Source organism: Salinimicrobium sp. CAU 1759 (assembly GCF_054482715.1).
Genome location: NZ_JBTLRK010000001.1, coordinates 100,858 through 126,689 on the forward strand (window position 1 = coordinate 100,858; position 25,832 = coordinate 126,689).

General features: G+C 42.2%; 28 protein-coding genes. 13 read left to right on the forward strand and 15 right to left on the reverse strand.

The features are described 5' to 3' along the window. Positions 1-55: 55 nt before the first annotated feature. The 6 genes from ACXYMT_RS00400 to ACXYMT_RS00425 all read right to left on the reverse strand — a co-directional run bounded on the left by ACXYMT_RS00400 (position 56) and on the right by ACXYMT_RS00425 (position 4,603). Positions 56-955, reverse strand: a complete 900-nt coding sequence (locus ACXYMT_RS00400; RefSeq protein WP_459057119.1) for a pseudouridine synthase — start codon at positions 953-955, stop codon at positions 56-58. Between the two features lie 146 nt (positions 956-1,101). Further along, positions 1,102-2,007, reverse strand: coding sequence for a geranylgeranylglycerol-phosphate geranylgeranyltransferase (locus ACXYMT_RS00405; RefSeq protein ID WP_459057120.1), 906 nt, complete (start codon positions 2,005-2,007; stop codon positions 1,102-1,104). A gap of 9 nt (positions 2,008-2,016) precedes the next feature. After that, positions 2,017-2,955 carry a mevalonate kinase family protein gene (locus ACXYMT_RS00410; protein ID WP_459057121.1) on the reverse strand — a complete coding sequence of 313 codons (939 nt, stop codon included), beginning with the start codon at positions 2,953-2,955 and terminating at the stop codon, positions 2,017-2,019. Then, positions 2,952-3,212 carry a DUF2442 domain-containing protein gene (locus ACXYMT_RS00415; protein WP_459057122.1) on the reverse strand — a complete coding sequence of 87 codons (261 nt, stop codon included), beginning with the start codon at positions 3,210-3,212 and terminating at the stop codon, positions 2,952-2,954. Before ACXYMT_RS00415 ends, ACXYMT_RS00410 begins: the two co-directional genes overlap by 4 nt. Next, positions 3,199-3,441: a DUF4160 domain-containing protein gene (locus ACXYMT_RS00420; RefSeq protein ID WP_459057123.1), complete on the reverse strand. Its 243-nt coding sequence runs from the start codon at positions 3,439-3,441 to the stop codon at positions 3,199-3,201. The genes ACXYMT_RS00415 and ACXYMT_RS00420 overlap by 14 nt, the downstream gene beginning before the upstream one ends. Positions 3,442-3,517: 76 nt before the next feature. Continuing rightward, positions 3,518-4,603, reverse strand: a complete 1,086-nt coding sequence (locus tag ACXYMT_RS00425) for a diphosphomevalonate decarboxylase (protein ID WP_459057124.1) — start codon at positions 4,601-4,603, stop codon at positions 3,518-3,520. Positions 4,604-4,681: 78 nt separating this feature from the next. Here ACXYMT_RS00425 and ACXYMT_RS00430 point away from each other — a divergent pair, with 78 nt between their 5' ends. Then, positions 4,682-5,503: an SDR family oxidoreductase gene (locus tag ACXYMT_RS00430; RefSeq protein WP_459057125.1), complete on the forward strand. Its 822-nt coding sequence runs from the start codon at positions 4,682-4,684 to the stop codon at positions 5,501-5,503. Here ACXYMT_RS00430 and ACXYMT_RS00435 read toward each other — a convergent pair. Continuing rightward, complete coding sequence (locus ACXYMT_RS00435; RefSeq protein ID WP_459057126.1) at positions 5,478-6,704, reverse strand: BaiN/RdsA family NAD(P)/FAD-dependent oxidoreductase; 1,227 nt, start codon at positions 6,702-6,704, stop codon at positions 5,478-5,480. The genes ACXYMT_RS00430 and ACXYMT_RS00435 overlap by 26 nt on opposite strands. Positions 6,705-6,841: 137 nt before the next feature. Here ACXYMT_RS00435 and ACXYMT_RS00440 point away from each other — a divergent pair, with 137 nt between their 5' ends. The 6 genes from ACXYMT_RS00440 to ACXYMT_RS00465 all read left to right on the forward strand — a co-directional run bounded on the left by ACXYMT_RS00440 (position 6,842) and on the right by ACXYMT_RS00465 (position 10,501). Beyond that, entirely contained in the window at positions 6,842-7,699 is an 858-nt protein-coding gene (locus tag ACXYMT_RS00440) for an SDR family oxidoreductase (RefSeq protein WP_459057127.1), read from the forward strand. A 48-nt stretch (positions 7,700-7,747) separates the two neighbouring features. Then, positions 7,748-8,269, forward strand: a complete 522-nt coding sequence (locus tag ACXYMT_RS00445; protein WP_459057128.1) for a DUF421 domain-containing protein — start codon at positions 7,748-7,750, stop codon at positions 8,267-8,269. After that, positions 8,269-8,532 carry a SemiSWEET family sugar transporter gene (locus ACXYMT_RS00450; protein ID WP_459057129.1) on the forward strand — a complete coding sequence of 88 codons (264 nt, stop codon included), beginning with the start codon at positions 8,269-8,271 and terminating at the stop codon, positions 8,530-8,532. The genes ACXYMT_RS00445 and ACXYMT_RS00450 overlap by 1 nt, the downstream gene beginning before the upstream one ends. A gap of 103 nt (positions 8,533-8,635) precedes the next feature. Further along, on the forward strand, positions 8,636-9,313 hold the full coding sequence (gene gntA, locus ACXYMT_RS00455) for a guanitoxin biosynthesis heme-dependent pre-guanitoxin N-hydroxylase GntA (protein ID WP_459057130.1): 678 nt from the start codon (positions 8,636-8,638) through the stop codon (positions 9,311-9,313). Between the two features lie 2 nt (positions 9,314-9,315). Then, positions 9,316-9,936 (forward strand): FMN-binding negative transcriptional regulator, encoded by a 621-nt coding sequence (locus tag ACXYMT_RS00460; protein WP_459057131.1) that lies wholly within the window; start codon positions 9,316-9,318, stop codon positions 9,934-9,936. After that, positions 9,920-10,501 (forward strand): DUF1989 domain-containing protein, encoded by a 582-nt coding sequence (locus ACXYMT_RS00465; RefSeq protein ID WP_459057132.1) that lies wholly within the window; start codon positions 9,920-9,922, stop codon positions 10,499-10,501. The genes ACXYMT_RS00460 and ACXYMT_RS00465 overlap by 17 nt, the downstream gene beginning before the upstream one ends. 315 nt (positions 10,502-10,816) lie before the next feature. Here ACXYMT_RS00465 and ACXYMT_RS00470 read toward each other — a convergent pair whose 3' ends face one another. After that, positions 10,817-11,536, reverse strand: a complete 720-nt coding sequence (locus tag ACXYMT_RS00470; RefSeq protein ID WP_459057133.1) for a TerC family protein — start codon at positions 11,534-11,536, stop codon at positions 10,817-10,819. A gap of 146 nt (positions 11,537-11,682) precedes the next feature. Here ACXYMT_RS00470 and ACXYMT_RS00475 point away from each other — a divergent pair, with 146 nt between their 5' ends. From ACXYMT_RS00475 to ACXYMT_RS00495, 5 genes are read left to right on the forward strand one after another with little or no spacing between them, the layout of a single operon-like run. After that, positions 11,683-12,015: an ArsR/SmtB family transcription factor gene (locus tag ACXYMT_RS00475; RefSeq protein ID WP_459057134.1), complete on the forward strand. Its 333-nt coding sequence runs from the start codon at positions 11,683-11,685 to the stop codon at positions 12,013-12,015. A gap of 16 nt (positions 12,016-12,031) precedes the next feature. Next, on the forward strand, positions 12,032-12,805 hold the full coding sequence (locus tag ACXYMT_RS00480) for a metallophosphoesterase family protein (RefSeq protein WP_459057135.1): 774 nt from the start codon (positions 12,032-12,034) through the stop codon (positions 12,803-12,805). A 22-nt stretch (positions 12,806-12,827) separates the two neighbouring features. Further along, positions 12,828-13,856, forward strand: a complete 1,029-nt coding sequence (arsB, locus tag ACXYMT_RS00485; protein ID WP_459057136.1) for an ACR3 family arsenite efflux transporter — start codon at positions 12,828-12,830, stop codon at positions 13,854-13,856. 52 nt (positions 13,857-13,908) lie between these two features. Beyond that, positions 13,909-14,340 (forward strand): hypothetical protein, encoded by a 432-nt coding sequence (locus ACXYMT_RS00490; protein WP_459057137.1) that lies wholly within the window; start codon positions 13,909-13,911, stop codon positions 14,338-14,340. After that, a complete protein-coding gene (locus ACXYMT_RS00495) occupies positions 14,337-15,167 on the forward strand; it encodes a hypothetical protein (RefSeq protein WP_459057138.1) in 831 nt (276 codons plus the stop codon). Before ACXYMT_RS00490 ends, ACXYMT_RS00495 begins: the two co-directional genes overlap by 4 nt. A gap of 187 nt (positions 15,168-15,354) precedes the next feature. Here the strand turns inward: ACXYMT_RS00495 and ACXYMT_RS00500 are convergent, their stop codons facing one another. Both ACXYMT_RS00500 and ACXYMT_RS00505 read right to left on the reverse strand, forming a co-directional pair. After that, positions 15,355-16,119: a PepSY-like domain-containing protein gene (locus tag ACXYMT_RS00500; protein ID WP_459057139.1), complete on the reverse strand. Its 765-nt coding sequence runs from the start codon at positions 16,117-16,119 to the stop codon at positions 15,355-15,357. Positions 16,120-16,279: 160 nt separating this feature from the next. Further along, entirely contained in the window at positions 16,280-17,614 is a 1,335-nt protein-coding gene (locus ACXYMT_RS00505) for a serine hydrolase domain-containing protein (RefSeq protein WP_459057140.1), read from the reverse strand. A 132-nt stretch (positions 17,615-17,746) separates the two neighbouring features. Here ACXYMT_RS00505 and ACXYMT_RS00510 point away from each other — a divergent pair, with 132 nt between their 5' ends. After that, the gene (locus tag ACXYMT_RS00510; protein WP_459057141.1) at positions 17,747-18,166 is read left to right on the forward strand and encodes a hypothetical protein; all 420 of its coding nucleotides are present in this window, start codon (positions 17,747-17,749) and stop codon (positions 18,164-18,166) included. Positions 18,167-18,370: 204 nt separating this feature from the next. Here the strand turns inward: ACXYMT_RS00510 and pflA are convergent, their stop codons facing one another. The 5 genes from pflA to ACXYMT_RS00535 form a co-directional block, all read right to left on the reverse strand. Then, the gene (gene pflA, locus ACXYMT_RS00515; protein WP_459057142.1) at positions 18,371-19,159 is read right to left on the reverse strand and encodes a pyruvate formate-lyase-activating protein; all 789 of its coding nucleotides are present in this window, start codon (positions 19,157-19,159) and stop codon (positions 18,371-18,373) included. Between the two features lie 95 nt (positions 19,160-19,254). Further along, the gene (gene pflB / locus ACXYMT_RS00520) at positions 19,255-21,492 is read right to left on the reverse strand and encodes a formate C-acetyltransferase (RefSeq protein ID WP_459057143.1); all 2,238 of its coding nucleotides are present in this window, start codon (positions 21,490-21,492) and stop codon (positions 19,255-19,257) included. A 287-nt stretch (positions 21,493-21,779) separates the two neighbouring features. Further along, the gene (locus ACXYMT_RS00525; RefSeq protein WP_459057144.1) at positions 21,780-23,075 is read right to left on the reverse strand and encodes an L-lactate MFS transporter; all 1,296 of its coding nucleotides are present in this window, start codon (positions 23,073-23,075) and stop codon (positions 21,780-21,782) included. 167 nt (positions 23,076-23,242) lie between these two features. Then, a complete protein-coding gene (locus ACXYMT_RS00530; RefSeq protein ID WP_459057145.1) occupies positions 23,243-24,238 on the reverse strand; it encodes an endonuclease/exonuclease/phosphatase family protein in 996 nt (331 codons plus the stop codon). Positions 24,239-24,617: 379 nt separating this feature from the next. Further along, positions 24,618-25,655 (reverse strand): helix-turn-helix domain-containing protein, encoded by a 1,038-nt coding sequence (locus ACXYMT_RS00535; RefSeq protein ID WP_459057146.1) that lies wholly within the window; start codon positions 25,653-25,655, stop codon positions 24,618-24,620. Positions 25,656-25,832 lie beyond the last annotated feature (177 nt).

Consider the following 25,832-nt stretch of genomic DNA (forward strand, 5'->3'; position numbering starts at 1 on the left):
AAAATTCTCCCAAGACTTCTTTCCGGCTCAAATTTATTGCTCAACTTGAGAGGAGTTAGCTATTTGTCAAATTGATGATTTCCTGTTTTGTAAGCACTCTCCAGTGTCCTCTTCCCAGATCTTTTTTCGTGAGGCCGCCAAAAACGACTCTGTCGAGTTTTACTATCTCATAGCCCTGGCTTTTAAAGATACGCTGCACAATGTGTGGTTTAGTGCTTTTGATCTCGAGGCCAATTTCCCGCTTAGGTTTATTCTCAACATAACTTATTTCAGTTACATTGGCTACCCCATCCTCCAAAGTAATTCCTTCTTTTATTTTCTGAAGATCTTCATAATCAAGATCCTTATCCAGCTCCACGTGGTAGATCTGCCTTATTCCGTTCCTGGAATTATTCAGCTTTTTTGCAAGAGCACCATCATTGGTAAATAGAATCAAGCCTGAAGCCTGCGTGTCCAATTTCCCCACAGGATCCAGTTTTGATTTGGAAGCATTCGCTATAAGATCCTGGACAGTCCGGTTCTTTTTCTCCAGACTTCCGGTCACATAGAACCCTTTAGGTTTATTCAGGAGAACATATTCCGGTTTTTCGGGATTGATGCGACGGCCGTCGAATTTCACCTCATCGGTAACTTTCACCTTATAGCCCATTTCGGTTACTACCTTTCCGTTTACAGTCACGTTTCCTGCCGCTATGTAAATATCGGCATCCCTTCGCGAGCAAACGCCCGAATTTGCAACATATTTGTTGAGACGCATAAGATCTGCACCTCCCTCTTTTCTTTTCACCGGCGCATTGCCCCGTGACATATTTTTTGGATCCTTTTCATCTCGGCCTATCGGGGCATTTCCGCGGGAATGGGATTTACTTCTTCCCGCACCACCTTGTCTTCCGCTACTGGATTTGCCCGAAGAGCGATCTCCCCTGCTGCCCGACGGCCTTTCATTTCTACTCATGATAAATAATTTTGCACAAAGATACTGGATTGTTTAACAATAACTCAAAAGAAGAGTCAAGAACCAAGAGCCTGGACCCAAGACTAAAGAGTGTTTAATTTCAGGATCAAAACCTAATATAAAATATCAAATATTCAATATGAAATCTAAAAAACTCTGCTCAACAAGGCGTCGATATCTATCAAAAGAATACTGAATACCCCCGCGACAATGATGAACTTTAAAAGGTTGTGCAGTAGTAAATATTGCCATTTAGCCCGGCTGAAATAAAGAATAAGCAGGAACAGAAAAAGTAAAGCCGCTGCTCCATAAAAGAAGTAGTCCATTTTTCCTATTTCAAACCTAAAAATAAGGAAGTACATAGGGATGAGCGTCAATAAAGCAAGGACGGTCAATAGCACCTTACTTAGACTTTCTCCATATACAATAGGAATGGTACGATAACCCTGCACCAAGTCTCCTTTCATGTTTTCCAGATCCTTGACCATTTCCCGCATTAGTATAATGAGGTACAGAAAGGCGGCATGCACCAGGATCACCAGATCAAAATTTTTGTAATACAGGAAAATTGCGAAGAATGGAGTGATAGTGATGACCGAAGCGATCAAATTGTTCAAAAACAGGATCTTTTTAAGCCGGTGAGAGTAGAACCAGATAGCAAAAGTGTAGATCGAGAAAAATACTACCGCTCTAAAGGAAACATAACTGGCAAAGAAGATCCCGGCAAGGTTGAGCAGAAAATAAACCGATAGCTTTGTCCGCTGACTCACAAATCTATCGAGCATCGTTTTTTGCGGCCGATTTATAAGATCTTTTTCGCTGTCGTAAAAATTATTAATGATATATCCAGCTGCCACTATAGAAGCTGTAGCGAGAACTATAAAAAATAAATTGTCATCAAAAAGGACATTTCTGAGAGGTAGGTCGGGCGCGAGTATGAACATTGAGGTCAGGTACTGCGCAATGACGAGCACCAGAATATTGTAGCCTCTAACGACCGAAATAAAGCTGAGAATCTTAAGAAGAAGCCGCTTTTTGGAGATGGAAAGCATCGATCTGGTTTAGAAGTTGTAGACCACTTCCAAACGATAATCCTTCAACGCTTTTCTTGCCTTTTCAATATCTTCTGTAAACCCGAGAATATAACCCCCACCACCAGAGCCACAAAGCTTCAGGTAATAGTCGTTTGTCTCAATCCCGTGCTTCCAAAGCTTGTGGAATTGTGCAGGGATCATAGGTTTGAAGTTGTCCAAAACGACGTGAGATAATTTTTTAATGTTTCCAAAAAGGGATTTTACATCTCCGTTCAGGAAATCATCCACACAGGCATCGGTATGTTTTACGAACTGATCTTTCAGCATTTTTCTGAAAGGCTCCTGCTTCATATTCTCCATGAAAATATTCACCATGGGAGCAGTTTCCCCAACAGAACCACTGTCCAAAAGGAAAACAGCACCTTTTCCATTCACTGTCTGTGACGGAATGCCGGCAGGCTCGATATTATCTTTGGAATTGATAAGGATTGGAATGCTCAAATAAGAGTTCAATGGATCAAGACCCGAAGATTTTCCGTGGAAAAAGGATTCCATTTCTCCAAAGATCTTTTTCAGCTTTAAAAGCTTTTCACGAGTCAGGTTTTCAAGAACAGTAATTTTGTCAACGGCATATTCATCGTAAATAGCAGCTACTAAGGCACCGCTACTTCCTACTCCATATCCCTGTGGAATACTGGAATCGAAATACATTCCTTTTTCAATATCTTCTTTTAGCTCCTTCAGGTTGAACTGAACAAGTTCAGGCTTCTCCTGCTGAAGGTTCTCAAGATAATCGGCAAATCTCTTAAGACTCAGATTTGATTTTTGAGCAGCTTCCGAAGGATCCTCGTCCACCTTTAGCGCCCCGTTGTAAAAATTATAGGGAATAGATAAACCTTTGGAATCTTTGATGATCCCATACTCTCCAAAAAGGAGAATCTTTGAATAAAATAAAGGTCCTTTCATAGTGACTGCGTATTTGTTTTCTGGTCAAGAGTTAACATGCCGTAGGCAGAAAGATCTTCGTCTACCCTGTTCCAGTGAACTCCATAACCTCCGGGGGAAATTGTGTAATCCAATAATTCTTCCTCAGTAGCATTATCAAGTTTGGGATACCATTTCAAGGGAGCACCAATTTCACGACCATCCTCTAAAGAAAAGAAAACTTTCTCATCTCTGAAGAGAACCTCTTTAATTTTTATGTCAGTCTTAACTGTTTTCATTCACGTGAAATTCATCCCATTTCCGAAGAAAATAAAAGCGATTTTGTTCTACTATTTCTAGTATCGCATTCAAATCCTGTTTCTTAACATTATAACTGTACATCAAAGTTAGTGATTCCAAATCAACTTTTAATTCACCTCCTTTACCTGCAACATGAATATGCTTCGGCAAATGTTCGTTTGAATAAAAAAAGAACCTGAAGCCTTTTTCAAGATGTACAGTTGGCATTTAACTTCTTTAGCCCTGCAAAGATATACATTTAACTGAGAAGTAATCTCTTACAGTTTATGATAGAGGTCAATTTTCAGGCCAATTTTTTAGCTCCGCTTCCCACTCTATCGTTGATATATTGACCATTCTGGCAGTATTGCTTCAGCTCTACTTCTATAAATTCCAGCGTTAGTTCTTCCTCCTTTTCCGGATAAAGTAAATGCACGTTCGCACCGGCATCCAGGGTAAAACAAAGATGCAGCCCGGTCTCTTCCCTGAACTCGAAAATCTTATTGATGATCGCAAGTGTATTTGGCTTCATGAGTAGGAAAAAAGGCTCGCTGGTCATCATCATTGCATGAAGCGTTAGGGCTTCACTCTCTACCACTTTTATAAATTCTGAAAGATCCCCGCTGCGGAAGATCTTTTTAAGTCGATCGAGATTATCGTGAGCCTGTTTGAAACGTCTTTCGGCATAAGGATGACCATTCATCAATTCGTGACCAACAGTACTGCTCACCTGCTTTTCTCCTTTATCGACCAGCAAAATCGTATCTCTGTAATTCCTGAAATTTTCATGTACCTCATCTCTAAATCTCACTCCGTAAAGATCACTGCTTTGGTAAATATTATTCTGTAGCCCCCAAACAACCAGTCCACCTTCAATACTGCGACAGGCACTACCCGATCCCAGTCTTGCCAAAAATGAGCTTTTTCGGGTGAAATATTTCTCACTCATTTCAGGATTCAGTTGCTTTTCCAGGCTCATAAGGCAAAGTGCAAGCGCGCTCATCCCGCTGGCTGAAGATGCTATTCCGCTGCTGTGTGGGAAAGAATTGGAAGTATCAATGCTAAATTTATAATCCTTCAAAAATGGCAAATACTGCTCTACTCTTTCCAGGAACTTCTGAATTTTTGGCCGGAATGAATCTTTCTTCTCCCCCTCAAATTCTAGTTCAAAATCAAAATCATCTGAGATCTGTTCCTTTTTTCTGAATTTCAAAGTAGTGGTCGTTCTACAGGAATCCAGCGTAAAACTTATGGAAGGATTTGCCGGAATTTGATGCTCCAGTTTCCCCCAGTATTTCACCAGGGCAATGTTGCTGGGACTTTGCCAGGTAACTTCCCCCTGCTCCACTGTTGCGGAATATGGATTTGGAATAAAATCTTTTTCGGTCATAACGCAAAGATAGATTTTCCTGTTAAAGCCAAAGCCATCCAAAAAAGCTATTTTAGGCAGGAAATAAAAATCAGATCTATGCGCAAGACCATTCTTATCACCGGCGCCTCCAGCGGAATTGGCAGGGCAACAGCTAAACTTTTTGCTGAAAAAGGCTGGAATGTTGCCGCCACCATGCGCTCTCCCCAAGAAGAATCAGAGTTGAAGGAACTTCCCAATCTTAAATTTTATGAGCTGGACGTAACTAAAAAAGAACACCTGCAAAAGATCATTCCTGAAGTGGAAGCCGATTTTCCTTTGATCGACGTCTTGTTCAACAATGCCGGCTATGGCGCAGTGGGCGCATTTGAAAAATCTTCGGAAGAGGATGTGCTGCAGCAATTTCAGGTCAATGTTTTTGGAGTGATGGATCTTTGTCGGGAATTTATTCCTTACTTCCGAATGAAAGGAGAAGGAATGATCATTAACACCTCATCTGTGGTTGGTCGATTTACGATTCCGCTTTACAGCCTTTATTGCTCCAGCAAATGGGCGCTCGAAGGTTTTACTGAAGCTTTACAATTTGAGCTCCGCCAGTTCAACATTAAGGTGAAATTGATAGAACCTGCAGCCATCAAAACCGATTTCCACGGAAGGTCTCTAAAAGTATTTGACAATGAATCGGTCAAAGGTTATGAAAAGATGGAGAAAGCAATTCTTAGCGGAATGCGGAGCAGGAATAACAAGGCACCCGGGCCCGAAGTGGTTGCAGAAACTGTTTTCAAGGCAGCGACTGACGCTAGTAAAAAACTTCGCTATCCCACCGGAAAAGGTGCAAGCGCAGTACTGCTGGCAAGAAAGATCCTGCCCACCTCCTGGTTCAATAAGATTTTATTTAAACAGCAGAAGCGGAAGTCATAGCCTGTGCCGCCAGGAATCCGCCGGTCCAGGCATTTTGGAAATTGAAGCCACCGGTGATGGCATCAATATTCAGCACTTCCCCCGCCAGGAAAAGATTTTTGCAGATCTTGCTTTCAAAGGTCTTGAAGTTCACTTCTTTAAGCTCCACGCCTCCTGCTGTGACGAATTCTTCCTTAAAGGTGCTCTTTCCGTGCACCTGAAAAGTGCCACAGGTGAGTTCCTCCGTAAGAGATTCCAGCTGCTGCCTGTTGAGATCGGCCCAGCGAACTTCAGGTTCAATGCCCGATGCCTGCAGCAGACTTTGCCATAAACGCTTCGGAAGTTCAAAAAGGGCTCGCTTGTGGACAAATTGCTTAGCTTTTTCCCCTTTTTGAAGCCTTAGTTCTTCTTCCACATCTTCAGAAAAAACTTCAGGAAGCCAATTCACTTCGATCTCAAAATTCTTTATATCGCTGAGTTCTCTTGCACCCCAGGCCGAAAGCTTCAGAATAGCCGGTCCGCTCATGCCCCAGTGGGTGATCAACAAGGGTCCTGAAGTTTGCAGTTTATCTTTCTTGAGCTTCACCACGGCATTTGTAGCTACTCCGGGGAGATCTTTGATGCGCTTATCAGTAATATTGAAAGTGAACAGAGAAGGAACCCCAGGTACGATTGTATGGCCAAGATCCTGAAGCAAATTCCACATTTTTGGATTGCTTCCGGTGGCTACCAGTACTTTTTTAGCAGTAAAATTCTCCTGTGAAGTTGATATTTCCCAAAGTCCATTTTTCTGCTGCAGTTGCTGCACTGCCCTTTTGTTAAGAAGCTCGATTTTTAACCTTTTTGACTCCTCAAGAAAAAGATCAATAATGGTTTCAGAAGTGTTGGATTCAGGAAACATTCTGCCGTCCTCCTCTATTTTCAGCCGTACGCCTCTCTTTTCGAACCACTCAATAGTATCACCCGTCATGAAGTTATGGAAGGGCCCGCGGAGTTCCTTTTCTCCTCTGGGGTAATTCCGCGTAAGTTCCGTCGGAAGGAATTCGGCGTGAGTTACGTTGCACCTTCCGCCGCCCGAGATGCGCACCTTGTTCAGCACATCTTTTCCCCGCTCGAGAATACAGATCCTTGCTTCCGGAGCCATTTCAGCAGCATTGATCGCGGTGAAAAATCCGGCAGCCCCGCCACCAATAATTACAATATCAAAAGAAAGAGGTTCCAAAAATGTTATTTTTCAGCCACAAAGGTATCTATTTTTGATAGACGTTATTCTTTGTTAAAGCCTGCGCTAAATCTTTCTTAAACCTTCGGCAACCTGCCCCGCGGTTCTATAACTTTAAATCTCAAAATGTTAGAAAAATGAGCAAACCTAAAGACCTTCCGAAGCAAGAGCAGGACAAGCAGCCCGGAGAACAGCAAAAAATGCATCCCGAGCCGGAAGTAATTCGCAAAGACTACAAAGGCAGTGAAAAACTGAAGGGTAAGGTCGCTCTGATCACAGGTGGCGACAGCGGAATTGGACAGAGCGTGGCGGTTCATTTTGCCAAAGAAGGTGCAAAAGTGGCCATTGTCTACCTTTCTGAAGATAAAGACGCCGAAGAAACTGTAAAAATGATCGAGAAAGCAGGTTCTGAGGGCCTGGCTTTAAAAGGAGATCTCACGGAAGAAAAATTTTGCAGGGAAGTTGTTCAAAAGACGGTAGATAAATTCGGCGGACTCAATATTCTGGTGAATAATGCAGCTATGCAATTTCCTGAGGAAAAACCAGAGGACGTCGGTTCGGCACAGGTAAGAAAGACCTTTGAGACCAATATTTATCCTTATTTCTTCACCGTAAATGAGGCGCTTAAGCACCTTAAGGATGGCGATAGTATCATCAACACCACATCGGTTACCGCATACCGTGGCAGCGAACACCTGCTGGATTATTCGAGCACCAAAGGAGCGATCACCGCCTATACCCGATCCCTCTCCAAAATGCTGGCCGAAAGTAATATTCGGGTGAATGGAGTGGCACCGGGACCTATCTGGACTCCGCTTATCCCTGCCTCTTTTGATGCCGAACATGTAGCTGAATTCGGAAAAAAGGTGCCTCTGGGAAGAGCAGGACAGCCTAGCGAGGTAGGGCCGGCTTATGTTTTTTTAGCTAGTCAAGATGCCAGTTACGTTACCGGGCAGGTCATCCATGTGAATGGCGGTGAAGTAGTAGGTGCTTGATAACACCGTTCTTCTTAACTTGTCTCTCACCGCATTAATTCAAAAATTATGAAAGAATGGTTTAGCATAAGCTGGGAGTCTGTTATTGTTTTATCTGTGAATGCCATTGGGATCTACCTGGCCATTATAATCTTTACCAGGCTCACGGGAAAACGCAGTTTTTCAAAAATGTCGAGCTTCGATTTTGCCATGACTGTCGCCATAGGGTCCATTATCGCATCGACAATCCTGTCTGGATCTGTTGGTCTTGTAACCGGAGTTATAGGACTGGCACTTATCTATGGATTACAAATTGCTGTCGCCACGCTCAGGAAATACAAGGCAGTGACCAAAATAGTGGATAATTCTCCACTCATGCTCATGGACGGTGAAATTATCCTGAAGGAAAATTTAATAAAAGCTAGAGTGACCGAAGGTGATCTACGATCTAAATTAAGAGAAGCCAATGTGCTGAATTTATCACAGGTGCGCGCGGTCGTTTTTGAAACTACGGGTGATATTTCTGTACTTCACAGCAATGATGAGCAGGAGGTTCTGGAAGACTGGCTCCTTAAAGATGTATTACGCTAATGCTGGGCTGGACAGAAATCCTTGGTCTTGCAGCTGGTGCCTTTACAACTGCTGCAGTTGTGCCCCAAATTTGGAAGGCCTGGAGAACCAAAGAGGTGGACGATGTCTCCCCCGGGATGTTCTTTGTTCTCATTACAGGATTGGGGTTGTGGATCATTTATGGAGTAATTCAAAAGGATATTCCCATTATGGCAACCAATGGGCTGGCTTTTTTACTGAACAGCTTTATGATCTTCCTTATTTTCAGGTACCGCGAAAAATAGAAGTATTTGCCTGGCTGTTAATCTTACTTAAAACTCCACTAAGAGAATCTTAAACCTCTTGAGGATAAAGGCTTCAGCTATTATTTTTATGCAAACTCAATTTATGTCGCGTATTCCAATGTCCCAGGTGGATACTTCCTCCTCCAAAGCTGAATTTAAAGATTTCATTATTGCTAAAGACCATCCATGTCTTATGGCACAAACCGTTTTTAGCATGGATAAAGTTGATTTTCATGAATATGAAGACTTCGGAAGCAGGGAAACTGCCAGAGCAATTTTGGCTGACTTGAAGAAATACATTGCGGCCTATGATTTTGAATCTAATGAGTTTCTTACTTTTTTAGCTGCCTTTAAAGGAAAACAGCAGTATACCGAAGAGGAATTTGAAAGTACGCTTTGGGATCAACTACAGCATTTGCACGAAGTAGATGACACTCCCTGGGATGAAGCTGTTAACGCAGATCCCGAGCATAAGAATTTTAGTTTTAGCCTGGGTGGCAAAGCCTTCTATATTGTGGGGCTGCATCCAAATAGTTCCCGAAAAGCACGGCAGGCACCCTATCCTGCCATAGCATTCAACCTCCACTGGCAGTTTGAAAAGTTAAGAGAGATGAATACCTACCATACAGTGCGAAATAAAATTCGTGATAGAGATATTGCTCTACAAGGAGGTATTAATCCAATGCTTGAGGATTTTGGAGAGCGCAGCGAAGCAAGACAATATAGTGGTAGAAATGTTGGAGAAGAATGGAAATGTCCTTTTCTTAACCACAAAAAGTAATCATGTTTCGGCAGAAAAAATATCTCAAAAAGGATCCCCAGTACATTTATGATTTTATAGAGAATCATCCCTTCGCCACCTTCGTGCTGCAGGGTGAGGAGCTTTTGGCTTCGCATATCCCTATTCTCATTGAAGGCACACCAGAGAGATTTCAGCTATACGGGCATATAGCTGAAGCCAACGAACAGTATAAATTCCTTAAGGACGGACTTGAAGCTCTCTTAATTTTCCACGGGGCTCACGGTTACGTCTCCTCTTCCTGGTACAAAGACATCAACATTAGCACCTGGGATTATTCGGCAGTACATGTCAATGTAAAACTGAAACTTCAGACGAGAAAAGAACTGGAGGATAGCCTTCAAAAGTTGATCTCGAGATTTGAAAAAGATCAGAAATGTCCCGTACATTATAAAGATCTTCCGAAGGATATGGTAGAAGATCATCTCCCACTTATTACGGGGTTTTGGTGTGAACCTTTAAAAGTACAGGCTATAGCTAAGCTCCACCAGGGTTTTGAGCAGCATGATATTCGTTCGGTAACTTCACATTTGGAGCAAAGAGAAGATCCGTTATCTTCAGAGCTCAGCAAAAATATTAAAAGAGAACATGGTACAGATCATTGAAAGACAAACAGGAGCTGCGTTCAGGCTTCAAAAAGGGCAAAAATTAAAGGTCATTGATCCGCAGGGAGAACAGGTAAGTGACATGGTCTTATTCAATGCCGAAGATCCCCGGGAAAAGATCTCTTCGGGAAAAACTTTGGACTTTGAAGAAAGCATCCTCATTACCAAAGGCGACTGGTTGTGGAGCAACCGCAGCAATAAGATGATGAAGATCCTGGAAGATACCAATGGAAGGAATGATTTCCTTCTTGCCCCCTGCAGCCCCGAAACTTTCAGAATTATGTATAACAATCCGGACTATCACCCCAGCTGCTTTGAGAATCTCTACACCAATTTAGCTCCCTTTGGAATTGAACCCGATGACGTTCCCACCGCCTTCAACATATTTATGAATGTGCAATTTGATGAAGAGGGAAAATTAAGTGTAGATCCGCCGCTGAGTAAGGCAGGGGATTATGTGCTTTTTGAAGCCGAAATGGACCTTATTATTGCCCTCACCGCCTGCTCTGCAGAAGACAGTAATAATGGCAGTTTTAAGCCCATACATTACGAAATACTGGAGTAGAAAATTTTTCTGGCACTAAAGAACAGCCTAAGCAAAACAGAAAAATCCGGAAATTATTCCGGACTTCTCATTATTAACACTTAAAAATCGAATTATAGACTTGAGAGTAGATAGTTCAGGTAAACTACAGCAATCAATACAAAAAGTAACACTGCGAAAACTACAGCTTTATTAATTCTAAACTTCATTTGTAGGGGGTGACTTTTCCAGGTATGAATGTAAAAATTACATTTTATTTCAAGATCCAAGTTAACAAAGGTTTAAAGCATATCCAACTATAAAATCGATAAAAAACAATGGCGTCCGATTAATGGCTTAAACGCCTACTTTTTTCTGCTTGCTTCTAAACCTTATGTTTAGCATTTCAATACTCAAGGAGAAGAAAACAGCAAAATAAATATACCCTTTAGGAACGTGGTATTGCAGAGCTTCCATCACCAACATAAAACCGATAAGGATAAGGAAGGATAGTGCCAATATTTGAATAGTTGGATATTTATTCACAAACTCACCAATGGCTTTAGCAAAGATCATCATGACTATAATCGAAACTATTACGGCTATGATCATAAGTAAAAGTTCGTCAGTTAATCCTATTGCTGTAAGTATAGAATCAAAGGAGAAGATGATATCCAGCATCACTATTTGAAAAATAGCATATCCAAAAGAGGTTATTTTCTTAAGCTCGTGTTCATGCTCGTCCCCTTCTACTTTGGAGTGGATCTCCATTATGGACTTCAAGAGAAGAAAAATCCCTCCGGCTGCCAGAATAATATCTCTCCAGCTAAAGTCAAACCCAAACATAGAAAAAACAGGTTCGGTAAGTCCAATGAGCCAGGTAATACTGAACAACAGTGCAATCCTCATGATTAGTGCAAGACCAAGTCCCCCAAGACGGGCCTTGTTTTGTTGTTCTTTAGGGAGTTTACCTGCTACAATAGAGATGAAGATAATGTTGTCGATCCCCAGCACGATCTCCATGAAGGTTAAGGTAAGCAGCGCGACCCAGGTATCTACTTCAAGAAAAATTTCCATAATAAAGTTGGTTAAGTAGCTGAAGGTACTACTAAAGCCAAAAAAAGAAAATTTTCTAAGAAAAAATTAATACCCTCCTCCTTCAATAAAACACTTGACCAGCCACACCTTTTATTGTAATATTGCATTGAATAAATAGCAACTTTATGGGAATTACAAAATCAGAGATCTTTTCTGAAAAAGAGAACAGCATAGCGGCTTTGGCCAAGGTGCTGGGACATCCTGCCAGGATTTCTATTCTACAGCACATAATTGACAGTCAAACTTGTATTTGTGGAGACCTGGTCGATAAAATAGGATTGGCACAACCCACCATATCTCAGCACCTTAAAGAGCTAAAAAGCATCGGGCTTATAAAAGGTAATGTGGAAGGAACCAGTGTGTGCTATTGTATTGACCAGAAGAAATGGGCCTCCTTAAAGAAACTTTTGATCTCTTTTCTCGATCAGGATATTGAGTTGAAGTCAGAATGTTGCTAATGCTATACAATTTATCATGACCATAGCTCTTTTCAGTGATATACACTCCAACTTACCTGCGCTGGAAGCCTTTTTTGAAGATCTGGATAGCAGAGAAGTAGATGCAGTTTACTGCCTTGGAGACCTGGTAGGTTATAATATCTGGCCTAATGAGGTCGTAGAACAGATCAGGAAAAGAAGAATCCCTACCATTGCCGGCAATTATGACTTCGGGATTGGAAGAAACAGCAACGAATGTGGCTGCGCTTATAAAACTGAAGAAGAAAAAGCCAATGGTGCAGTTTCTATCTCCCTCACCAATGATCTTATTTCCGAAGACAATCGCGCCTATCTCAGAAATCTTCCGGCACATTTCAAAGTAGATCTTCAGCTTAATGATGAGAAAATCAATCTCCTGATGGTCCACGGTAGTCCCCGAAGGGTCAATGAATATCTATTTGAAGATAGGGCGGAAAAAAGCCTGCTACGAATATTGGAAGATGCCGATGCCGATATCTTGTGCTTTGGGCATACTCATAAACCTTATCACCGCATCCTGAATTCAGGAACTGAACAGGAGCCTCATTACCGGCACGCAATTAATCTTGGTTCTATAGGAAAGCCTAAGGACGGTGATCCGCGAGGGTGTTATGTGATCCTGGAAATAAATAAGACATCCACAATGGGAGATAAAAACGGAATCCATACTGAATTTATCCGATTTGAATACGACATTGAAAAAGCTGCAAAAGCTGTAGAGGAGAGTCGGCTGCCCAATGCCTACGCCGCTAACCTCCGAAGCGGAAAGTAATTGAAATTTAAAACTAGTTCTCATGCCCGAACAGAAACGAATCGCGTTTTTTGAAAAATACCTGAGTCTTTGGGTTATTCTATGTATAGCCGCCGGAATTTTAATTGGAAATCTTGCCGGAGATGCTATTCAAATAGTGAGTAGCTGGGAGATCTACAAGGTCAACATTCCAATTGCTGTCCTCATCTGGATGATGATCTATCCCATGATGCTGCAGATAGATTATACGAGTATAAAGAAAATTGGCCGCAGGCCGAAAGGAATTGTCCTCACCGTGGTCATGAACTGGCTGGTAAAACCTTTTACCATGGCGTTTTTTGCATGGATCTTTTTCACCAAGATATTTGCCGCCTTCATCGATCCTTCCATGGCCGGGGAGTATATTGCAGGAGCCATTATTCTTGGTGCTGCGCCCTGTACTGCAATGGTCTTTGTATGGTCCTATCTCACAGATGGTGATCCAAATTATACCCTTATGCAGGTCTCGGTGAACGACCTCATCATCCTTTTTGCCTTTGTTCCTATCGTAGGGCTGCTGCTGGGAATTACAGATGTTGTAGTGCCTTACGAAACGCTAATCCTCAGCATACTTATTTATGTTGTTATTCCTTTGGTTGCCGGGATTCTCACCAGTAAACTTCTTGTTAGGTCAAGAGGGAGCGAATGGTTCACAGGAGAATTTCTACCCAAGTTCAAGCCGGTTAGTATAATTGCTTTACTTCTTACTCTCATCCTACTCTTTGCATTCCAGGGAGAAAATATCCTCAACAATCCTTTTATAATTGTTCTTATAGCGATTCCGCTCATTATCCAGACGTATTTTATATTTTTTATCACCTGGTTCTCAGGAAAAAAGCTGAACCTGCAACATCAGGTCTGTGCTCCTGCAGCTATGATAGGCGCTAGTAATTTTTTCGAACTTTCTGTCGCGGTAGCAATAGGTCTTTTCGGCCTGCAAAGTCCGGCAGCGCTGGTATGTGTGGTAGGTGTTCTGGTAGAGGTTCCGGTAATGTTGTCGCTGGTCAACTATGCTAACCGAAAGAAATATTAAGTCGCGGAGGTAAAAAAGCTTCATTTGGAAATGTTTTTTATAGCTTTAGCTGATGAGCCAGGCCTATTTCAAAGAAGTCCAGAAGTTTACGCAGTGGTGGTTATGGCTGTCGTTGCTTGTCGCCGGTGTGATCCTTTTTTACATACAGGCCAATTTAGGACCCATTATTCTCGTAGCAATTAGCCTGCTCTTTTTGTCCATGAGACTCATCACCAGGGTGGATGATAGCGGGGTCCACTATCGCTTTTTTCCTTTCGTAAAGAAAGACCACAGCTGGCGAGAAATAACTTCTGCCAGAGTGATCGACTATGGTTTCGTAGGTGGTTGGCGCATTCGTCTATTCACACGTTATGGCACTGTCTATAATATAAAAGGCAGTAAAGGTCTTGCAGTAGAACTAAAAGACGGCAGGAAATTTTGTCTGGGTACGCAGAGGCCAGAGGAACTTCAAAAAGTACTGACCACTTTATCCGGTAAGAGATGACAAAAACTAAGATCTCAAAAAGGGCATATTTTAGCTATCTTTTTCTTCTTCTTCCGGTATTCTTCATTAACTGCGGAAAAACTGAAGATGAAGGATTGATCTCTTCTACTCTTTCATGCAATGAGATCAACTGGATTATTCATAAATCAGAAAACTTCAGCTTATATGCTCCTGAAGGTTCCTATGCAGCCGAAAGATTACCGGAATTAGCAAAAAAGACTGAAACAGCCCGGCAGCTGGTTATGGAGCGTTTACAGGTGGTGAAACAGGAAAAACCACCACGATTGATCTTTCTCGAAAACAGCGACCAAGTGTCGGGGTTATTCGGAATGGCTTCAGGTGGAAGAGCAGTGGTTGAAGAAAATGGCATTTTCTATCTCAAAAATGAAGATATAGATCCTCCTTTACAGCACGAGCTGGGTCACCTGTACTCCTGGCGCAGCTGGGGCGATCCTGCAGCCTCCTGGTTAAGTGAAGGTGTGGCTGTTTATACTGGCGGAGATTGCGCGGGTGAAGACCTGCATGCCTGGGCCGCAAAAATGGCACTGGAAAACAAGCTCCTTGACTTTACCGAACTGGAGCTGGATTTCGATTTTTCTAAAGCAGAACCACATCTGCAGGCGGGAAGTTTTATAAAGTACATTATGGAAAAATATGGAGTTCTTTCTTTCCGCATACTTTGGGAAAACGGCCTATCTGCATCCTTAGATGCTACCCAGCTTGAAATGGACTCCCTTTTAGTGGACTGGACAAACCATATTATGCAGAAGGAATTCACGGCCGCCGCTCAACATCTGGTGCTGGAGGAAAAGATAAGGTGTGAGTAATCAAGGGAAGCTTTAAATCAGTAGAAGATCCGGGACCGATTGGTTTTAAGAATTCAGGAGATCAAGACTTTATTCAAAAGAATAGAAATATCACATTCCGTTTTACAGCTGTTGGCTTTTCAGAAAATATCCTCCTCAAAAAAAGCCGCAGAATATCTGCAGCTTCTTCCTTTAATTCGGGTTTTGTTTAGTCATCACTGCTATCATCATCATCGTCGTCATCGTCGTCATCTCCATTGTGATCTTCAGCTTTTAAGAAATTACCTTCAGCATCAAATTCCAGTTCAACTCCATTGTTCAAGGTAACCTCGTAACCACCATCATCTTCCCTTTCGGCTTCTATAATGCTATTATCCGGGTAATTGGCAGCAATATAATCTCTCACTGCCTGGGGAAGATCATCAACCGCAATGTCTTCGTCATCGCTGTCATCATTATCATCATCTTCTGCACGCCCCAGGAAATTACCGTCGGCATCAAAAATAAGTTCCACATCATTGGACAGTTCGATCTCAAAATTCCCATTGTTCTCTCTTTCGGCTTCCTCAATACTGGCCCCCGGAAAATGAGTATTTACAAATTCTCGTATAGCGGCAGGAAGATCGCTAACTGCAATATCTTCATCCCCGAAATCATCATCTCCATCGTCGTCGATCCCAAGGAAATTCCCCTGTTGATCAAAAACCAATTCGGTTTCGTCATTAAGTTCTACCTCGTAATTATTATTATCTTCAATTTCGGCTTTCCTGATCGTGTTATTCGGATAATTAGTAGTTATATAATCGAGTATTGCCTGCGGCAAAGCAGCGGTATTAACATGATTATCAGATCGGGATGCGGTAAGATTAAGATCTACCTCTGTACCTGTCTCTCCCCCATTGTCATCACCTGAGCAGGAAGAAAAGGTAAGCAGGCCTAATACAAGTATACTTAAAAGCTTTAGAGTTTTCATATTTCCGGATTTAATATCATTGTTTTACAAACGTGGGAAACTTAATCAAATTTTAAGGGAAGGCATGTTTTAGCAGAATTTTAGCATAGCTGAAGAAGGACTAATTAACCTTCATTTAAAGATCTTTAAAAAGTTTCGTTCTTTAAAGGAGATGGAAATACTACTCTACCGCAGCAACAATTTCCCTTAGAAAGACATTAACATCGAAATCGGGGTGCTCTTTAAGTCCGAAGCGAACAACAACAAGGTTTTTGGAAGGAATGATAAAAACATGCTGTCCCTGGAAACCATTGGCCGAGAACAGATCCCGAGGAATATCCGGATAGAAGCCTTCTGCATTGAGCCAGAAATGAGCTCCGTATTGTCCTTCAGAACCCGCTACGGGTTGCACCGTATAATCGATCCAATCTTCATCAATGATCTGCTCTCCATTCCATTTGCCCCGGTTGAGATACAGCTGCCCGAATTTCGCCCAGTCTCGCGGCGTAGCCCAGGCATACGAGGAACCGACATAATTTCCGGCGAGATCTGTTTCCAGGGTCATTGAATACATCCCGATCTTATCAATTAGCTCCCTATACCAAAAATCCAGATACTCCTGATAAGTAGAAAATTCATCCCTGATAAATCCCGAAAGCAGATTAGAAGTTCCCGAAGAATAATTCCACAACACCCCGGGCTCCCCCACCAGTGGCTTAGTCAATTGCACCCGGGACATATCCTCTGAGAGAAAAAGCATTTTAGTAACATCAGAAATTTTGGTGTAATCCTCTTCCCATTTGAGTCCGCTGTTCATATGCAGCAGGTTACTAACCGTAATTTGAATTCTCGGGTCCCCCTTCCATTCCTCAAAGAGGTCATCCTGCTCAAGAGCAATACGGCCCTTTTTCTCCAGGATCCCAAGAATGGCGCTGGTAATACTCTTGGTCATTGACCAGCCTAAAAGCTTTGTATTTCTATCAAAGCCCGGCGCATATGCTTCAGCCAAAAGATGCCCCTTATACAGTACCACTACGGCTCTTGTTTCATGTTCCTCAAAAAAGGCATTTTTGAGAGCTAATTCCAGTTGGTCATAATCTACTTCAGTGAAGATCGTATCCAGAGGTTTTCTGTTTCCGTAGGGATAAGGTGAAGCCAGAGGTGGCTGCACACGCTGAGGTTTTTCCGGCGGTAGGTCACCTCTGTCAGTCCCTTCGGGCAAGAGAATACATCCAAAGCCTTTATTATGTACAGCTATTCGTTCTTTTAACCCAAAAACAGTTGAAGATGCAGCTTTTTTCTCCCTTTGCAACTCAAATTCACTGAGGTGGACCGGTTCAAAGTTGTTGTCTTGCGCGGCAACAGATTCGGGATCTCGGCCTGCTTCATAGACACAAGAGCACATATTTTTGGCGGCAAAGCCTGTTATAAGGTTGAGCCGCGGGTAATAAATATAAACAATGACTCCCCCTGCGAGAAGGAGCACAAGAAGAGTTATAGCCAGGATCTTTTTCATTTGAGGATTTTCATCTGTAGGGAGGTTTTTAAATTTAGGAAATTTTTGAACCAACTACAGCAGATTACTCGAAATCAACAAAAAAAGCTCTCATTTTTGCTATTTTTGCCGCACATATAAACTGCACCCAAAATGGAATTCAATACTCAGGAATCTGATACAAATATTGTAGCCCAACTTGAACAAGAGCTGCCTAAACTCTACTCTAAGAGGCTTATTTTAAGCTTTTCCATTCTCTTCTCCACAATTTTTGCTGCTGCCCTTTTGATTTCAAACTTGCGGAGGCTGGAAAAACAGGCTGCTGCAGCATGGGTACTTTTGTTCGCAATTGGATATATTATTGCAACAGCGATAATTATGACAGCTTTCAATCTTTCCCCCTCTCTAAATGTTATAGCAAACGTGATTGGAGCAGCAATTCTCAATGAATTCTTTTGGAACAAGTATCTGGGCAGTGAGATCGAATATGAAAAGAAAAGCTGGGTCAAACCTACTTTGATTTCCATAGGCATTGCCCTTGCTGTTTTTTCGCTTCTTTTCATGGCAGGATAGCCCTTAGTACAGATGGGGCCTCAAAAAGTGCATTTAAAACCTCAGTCTCAAAATCAATTTTTCATGGAACAGAGGGATTCGGCCATCAGGTTTTTGAGAGATCCTTCAGGAAAGCTCATTGCTGCAGAGTTGCTTGATGGTTTCCTCACGGGAAAAATGATCGAAAAGGTAAAGTAGATCCTTTACCTTTCAAGATCTCTTGATTTAATTCACCCTCACATCCCGGAAGTAGTTCCTAAAGATCGAAGCCGTATTTTCAAGTTTTCGAGCATCGGGTGGCGGCACATTTTTCAGCTTGTATTCCATTCCAAGAGCATCCCATTTATGCACCCCCAGGCGGTGATATGGCAGGATCTCGATTCGCTCTATGTTCTTATAGTTCTCGAAATGTTGCCCAAGTTCATGCAGGTACTCTTCCTGGTCACTCCATCCCGGCACCAGTACATACCTTAACCACATTGGTTTGCCTGTTGACTCCCGGTATTCGGCTACTTTAAAGGTGTTCGTGTTTGATAATCCGGTGAGTTTTTTATGCCATTCGTTATTGAAGTGTTTCACGTCCAGCATTAGAAGGTCGGTAACGTCAAGCAGGTCCTTAGCCTGTTGGTCTATAAGCCGCCCATTAGAATCGAGCACAGTGTGAATATTCTCCTTGTGCAGCCGATCAAAAAGTTTTTTCAGAATAGATCGCTGCAACAATGGTTCGCCTCCGGAAACCGTTACTCCCCCATTTTTCCGGAAATACGGTTTCTGCTTTACCGCCCTGTTCACCAGCTCATCAAGCTCCACAAAATGCCCTCCCTTCACGTCCATAGTATCGGGATTGGCACAGTACAGGCAGCGGAACTGGCAACCCTGTACAAATACCACCATTCTAATTCCGGGACCGTCATGTGTTCCGAAGGATTCAATGGAGTGTATCCTAATTTCTTCTGAAGCTTCGGCATTAAGTTGTCGTACTTCCTGTTGAACTAGTAAACCATCTTTGATCATGCCTTTACTTTTTCTTTAAAAATTCTAAAAAAAGCATCAGGTAGTCCCAAATAAGAAAAAATGAGATACCTGATGCCTCCAAAACAACACTTAAACTACATTCTGTCATGGAAGGTCCTCGCGATCACTTCCAGTTGGTGCGCTTTTGACAGTCTTATAAAATTCACTGCATATCCAGACACCCGGATGGTCAACTGCGGATAATTCTCGGGGTGCTCATAAGCATCCATCAAAGTTTCGCGGTTTAGCACGTTCACGTTAAGGTGGTGCCCGTTGAGTGCGAAATAAGCATCCAGTAAACCGGTAAGGTTCTCGGTCTGCACTTCTCTGTCGCTACCCAATGATTTAGGAACAATAGAGAAGGTATTGGAGATCCCATCCTGAGCATCGCGGTAATCCAGTTTGGCCACAGAGTTCATGGAAGCAATGGCTCCATGTTCATCCCTGCCGTGCATAGGGTTGGCACCGGGAGCAAATGCTTCCCCTGCTTTTCTTCCGTCGGGAGTGGCGCCGGTCTTTTTACCGTACATCACATTGGAGGTAATGGTAAGCAGGGAAAGCGTGGAAACTGCATTTTTGTAGCACTTGTATTTTGCCAGTTCTTCTGAAAAGAAACGGGTGATCTCGCGGGCGATACTGTCTACTCTTTCATCGTCGTTCCCAAACTTCGGGTATTCTCCCTCCACTTTGAAATCAACGGTTAACCCTTCTTCATTGCGAACAGGTTTTACCTTTCCATACTTAATAGCAGAAAGGGAATCGGCAATGATAGAGATTCCGGCAGCACCGTAGGCCATATCAATTCCGGGATCGGAATCTATGAAAGCCATTTGTGCCTTTTCGTAGTAATATTTATCATGCATGTAGTGGATGATATTCATGGTCTTGGAGTAGACCCTGCCTACCTGTGTCATCGCTTTTTTAAACTGAGACATCACCTCCTCATAATCGAGATATTCATTTTGTGAAGCAGGAATATCTTCAAGTATAGTCTGACCTGAGTTCTCCTCCCGGCCTTCATTAATTGCCATTAAAAGGGTCTTTGGAAGGTTTACACGGGCTCCAAAAAACTGAATTCTCTTGCCAATTTCCTGGTAGGAGACACAACATGCAATCCCGTAATCATCAGAACCTCTAACAAGTCTCATCAGGTCATCATTCTCATACTGTATAGATGATGTATCTATAGAAACCTGAGAACAGAACTTTTTAAATCCTTCCGGCAGGTCCTGTGACCAAAGTACTGTAAGGTTTGGTTCGGGAGAAGCTCCCAGGTTGTAAAGAGTTTGCAGGAACCTGAAAGAGGTTTTTGTCACTTTGGTTCTTCCATCTTCAAATTGACCACCAATAGCTTCGGTTACCCAGGTAGGATCACCTCCAAAGATCTCATCATAAGCTTCAGGTCGAAGGTGACGCACCATTCTCAGTTTCATCACGAATTGATCGATATATTCCTGTGCCTGTTCTTCGGTAATTAGATTTGCATCAAGATCCCTTTCAATGTAAATATCAAGGAAAGAAGACACATTTCCCAAAGACATGGCTGCACCATCCTGCTCTTTAACAGCTGCAAGATAGGCCATGTAAACCCACTGTACGGCTTCCCGGGCATTCTGTGCCGGCCTGCCAAGATCCAGTCCGTACGTTTCACCCATTGTTTTGATATCCTTTAGAGCAACTATCTGGTCTGTGATCTCTTCTCTAAGACGGATCTTGTGCTCGGTCATCTCACCATCTACAAGTCGTTTGTCCTCTTCCTTAGCTTCAATAAGGCGGTCAATTCCATAAAGGGCAAGGCGGCGGTAATCACCAATGATCCTTCCGCGGGCATAATTGTCGGGCAAGCCGGTAAGGATCCCCTGAGAACGATAATTTCTTATCTCATCATCGTAGGCAGCAAACACAGCGTTGTTGTGGTCCTTTGTATAAGAAAAGACATCTTTAACACGCTGCGCTACCTGCTGACCTTTTTCGGCCACTGCCCCTTCCACGACACGAATTCCCCCAAAGGGTTTCATGGCTCTTTTTAAAAGCTCATCGGTCTGCAGACCCACAATTACCTCAAGATTTTTATTGATATATCCGGGACCATGACTGGTAATACTGGAAATGGCCTCGGTATCTATAGCCCTGCAGCCATTTCTTACTCGCTCCTCTTTCATGGCCATTAAACAGATTTGCCACAATTCCTTTGTTCTTTCTGTAGCACCGACAAGAAATGAATCATCACCGTAATAAGGGGTCACATTTAGGATCACAAAATCCCTGACATCGATCTTCCTGTTCCAGGTTCCTTCACGGAACTCGAGTACTTCCTGAGATAATTTTAGCATGACATTTACATTTTCTGAAGAGACCTGGTTAAGCATTTGACTTTACCTCTTCACTTTATTTTAATGCAAATTACCGTCACAAAACCAGTATAAAACATGACAATTATCAGGATTTAAAATTGTTCACCTGCCATTGGAACTTCAATCGTTTTAGTTGATAATTTTCTTATTTAAGCTCATTAATAAGTAATCTTCAAAAGACGAGCGAAGAGATGTTCTGAAGAGAAATTAAAAGGTATGGAGCGGTTTCCCGCTCCATAATTGACGCAAGATTATTGATTATATAATTAACCCTCTACAGTCTCCAGTACAGGAGTAACTGCTTCGGGTGTTGGGATCTTTTCCGTTTTAAGTTCTCTTAGCCTTTTTATATCCAGCCGAATCAACAGGGAAAATACAAGAGCAACCACAAGCATACCCGCAAAAAAGTAGAGAGTAACATTGTAATTATCAGATATTGTTCTTGTCCATGCAGCAAATAACGGTCCTGCCATACCCGCTGCCGCCCACGCAGTCAACATGTAGCCATGGATGGCACCTAATTGCTTAGTTCCAAACATATCTCCAATATAAGCGGGTATGGTCGCAAAACCCCCACCGTAACAGGACAGGATCACAAATATTAGCCCCTGGAATACGAGCGCATTGGTGACCGTTGGCAACAGGAAGAAAGCTATGATCTGTATGGCAAAAAAGATGGTATACATTGCCGGCCTTCCAATATAATCTGAAAAACTGGCCCATCCAATTCGGCCTGCCCCATTGAACAGTCCCATGATCCCCACCATAGTAGCTGCTGCCACTACTGTCATTCCTGCATATTCCTGGGCCATTGGAGAAGCAACTGAAATAATAGCGATTCCGCAGGAAATATTGATAAAAAGCATAAGCCACAAATACCAGAAACGTTTGGTTTTAACAGCTTCATTGGCTGTTAGCTGTGAAAGGTCTTCCTTTACTTTTTTCTTAGCGTTAGCTTCTGAATCTTTAAAACCTTCAGGCACCCAGCCTTTTGGCGGTGGCGCAAGGTACAGGGACGAGAAAAATATGATCACAAAATATATGCTCCCCATGATGAAGAAAGTATTAGCAATGCCTACGGCCGAAATAAGATAAACCATTACCGGACTACTAATAAGCGCTGCAAAACCAAAGCCCATGATGGCAAGACCTGTTGCGAGGCCACGTTTATCGGGAAACCATTTTATAAGAGTCGAGACCGGAGTGATGTAGCCAAGCCCCAAACCTATACCTCCAAAGATCCCATAGAATATGTAGAGCAAATAGATAGACTCTAAAAAAATGACCAGTCCCGACCCGGCAATCCCTACTCCGAAGAAGATAGCAGCCAGTAAACCCGATTTTCGGGGCCCTTTTTTCTCGAGGTAATGCCCCAAAAAGGCAGCAGAGATCCCCAGAAAGAAAATTGCAAGACTAAAAGTGAACTGGGTATCGGCCAACTCCCAACCAAACTTTTCAATTAAAGGCTTGGTGTAAACACTCCAGGCATAGACCGAACCAATAGAAATATGAATACCTACAGCAGATGCGGCAATTAACCACCTATTCTTAACTTTTCCCATGAGAGGATTTTTTAAACTGAATTCCTTGCAAATTAAAAGCAGGATTAAAGTTTAAAATATGATTGCCATCAGCCCTACCGGAATTCCATTTCTTTTGGCAGGAGCCAAAAAGGCAACGGGGAGAGTTTTTTCTTCAGGAGGCTACATCTTCTATTTTAAAGGTTCTCCTAATCTGGCAGTACAAATTTGGCATAAAGTGGAAAGTGATCAGACCCTATGTTCCCTAATCTCCTAAGGTCTGAAAGATAAAATTCTTCTGTTACAAAGAAATGATCAAGAGGCCATCTCATTATCATGGAAGTTGCATCAAAAGTATTGAAAAGTCCGCGGCCTATCCGCACATTTTCTAAACTACCAGATTGCCCAAAAAGCCTGGCAGTTTGAGACCAGGATACATCGTTAAAATCTCCTGCTACTATGGAAGGGATTTCCTCATTTGCAACAAAATCTCCAACTTTTAATAGCGAAACCTCGGCTTCTCCTACATTGTCGGGGTACTTATGACTTGGCATCGGGGCCACCGGGTGAACAGCATGGAGCATGAACTCTTTGCCTGAAGCTAACTCCACCTTTGCATGAAAAGACGGTACATTTTCGTGTTTAAGATATTTTATTTCTCTTTCCTTCAGCGGAAGTTTAGAATATAAAGCCATTCCATAAGCCTCATCATTAGGCTGTTCCATGTAATATGGAAAATCCTTCTTCAGCACAAGAAGCTCATCCAGCCATCTTTGATCCACTTCCATTGCCACAAATATGTCGGGATCAGCATTTTTCACAGCTTTAATGATCTTAGCAGAATCCCGGTTGTCAATTAGGACATTGGAAAGTAAAATACTGACCGTATTTTCTTCTGAATAACCTTCAAGTGCGTCCGGAACCGTTTTACTGCCAAACCAATAGGGAAATATTCTGACCGATTGTATTGCTATAGCCGCAACTAAACCCGAAATAAGGAGGATGGCCAGCCATTTCCATTTCTTGGTAAGTAAAGTAAAGATCACCAGGCAAATTATAGCAAGTATCCAGTACTGCAGCCTCGGGAAATCCAGCACTTTTGAATACCAGTAGGGCAAGTCATAGATGAGCGAAAGCAGGCTGGCAATTATGACGACGCTACTAATCAAGATAATGAAGTAGAAAAGGACCTTTCTAATGTTCATGAGTTTTACTTGAGAATTACAGGTTCAAATTAAGGAATTAAGAGGAATACAAGTCGAAAATCCTTATTAAGGCGCGGGGCAAAAAGAGTGGGTTGAGAGCAGGAAGAAATCAAATTCTGTCCTGGAACAGACCTTAGCCCTTTCAAGATAAGCCTTTACTCCTGGACAATTCTTTAACAGCAAACGAAATATAATTCCCTCTAAAAAGAACCTTAGAAGCTCCTGGAGTCTTTAACTTACTTCCTCTTTTCAAGAAAATAAAGAATTGCACACAATACAGTTAACACGGCCCAGACACAAAGGAAAAGCTCCATTTTATCTCACTAACAGTTAAGGGTCAAAAATGTAGATTTCCGGAATTATTCTTTAGCCTTATTAACTAAATACTGTCACTTTTGACAGTATTTTCGGCTTTATTCTCAGTTATGAGCAAGTCCCTGGGAGAAATTCCATATTTCTCTTTGAAAAGACGGGAGAAATAACTGTGACTATTTAGTCCAACGGCATATACTACCTCGTTAATATTGTGCTCTTTAGATTGCAGCATATCCAGGGCCCGCGAAAGACGGACATCCCGCACGTATTCATTGAGGGTTTTGCCATAAACCTGCTGAAAACACTTTTGCAGCTTATTCACATTCATCCCCACCATTGTTGCCAGTTCATTGTTATTTTTCTTTTCTCCAATGTTGTTGTTGATCTCATCGGCTACCGAACTCACCAGTTTATATTCCAGTTCGGTAAGACCTTTGCGCCTGTCGTGAATTACGTCTTCCTGATAGGTCTTTAGCGTATTGGAAAGCATTTCGAGCGCCTTACCACCCAAAAAATTGGTCCGTGGGAGACCATACAAATTGCAATCCCGGATATCTTTTATAGCCTCTGATGTTGAAATGCTAAAACTTGAAGGCAAAAGCTGCCCGTCGAGGATATTTGAATTGTGGAACAGGTTATAGAAAAGTGGATCTGTATTATTGATCTCGTATGGCAGGCTCTTCACATATGCACTTCTATTAATTTCGAGAAAGGAAAACTGGTATTTTACCTTCTTTTCAAAATGCAGCGTATGATATTCATCTGCTTTTGGTGATACTATGATATATTGGTGTGGGTGTAGTGTATGAGTTTTACCGGTAACAGAGCTGGTGACATTGCCTTCAAGACAATGAACTATCCTAATGGGGTTAATGACCAGATGCTTTGTAGAGATCTCTGTGTCCTCTTTAAAGGTGCAGGAAAAATGGTATAAGGCTATACCGTTAGGAAATTGCATGCCTTTTATTAAGCCGTCCCCTCTTGTAGCAGGAAAAGAAAGAGAAAATTCAGCAAAAGTTTCTTGATACTCTTCATCTAACTCCCTCGCCAGATTTGGAATAAAATCATCAATATTTTTAAAATCTATAAAAACCTGGAACATGAACGTCTTAACATTTTGCTAGTAAATAGAAGACTTTTTCACTTTTTAAACAAGAATGGGAGGAGAAGTGCTAAAATTAATGTGGAAAATGGCAAACAAAGTTCGAATACTACTAATTTTAGCAGTCGGACCGCTATCGACAGGCCCTTGCGACCAACCAATCTCATGCAAAGGCCG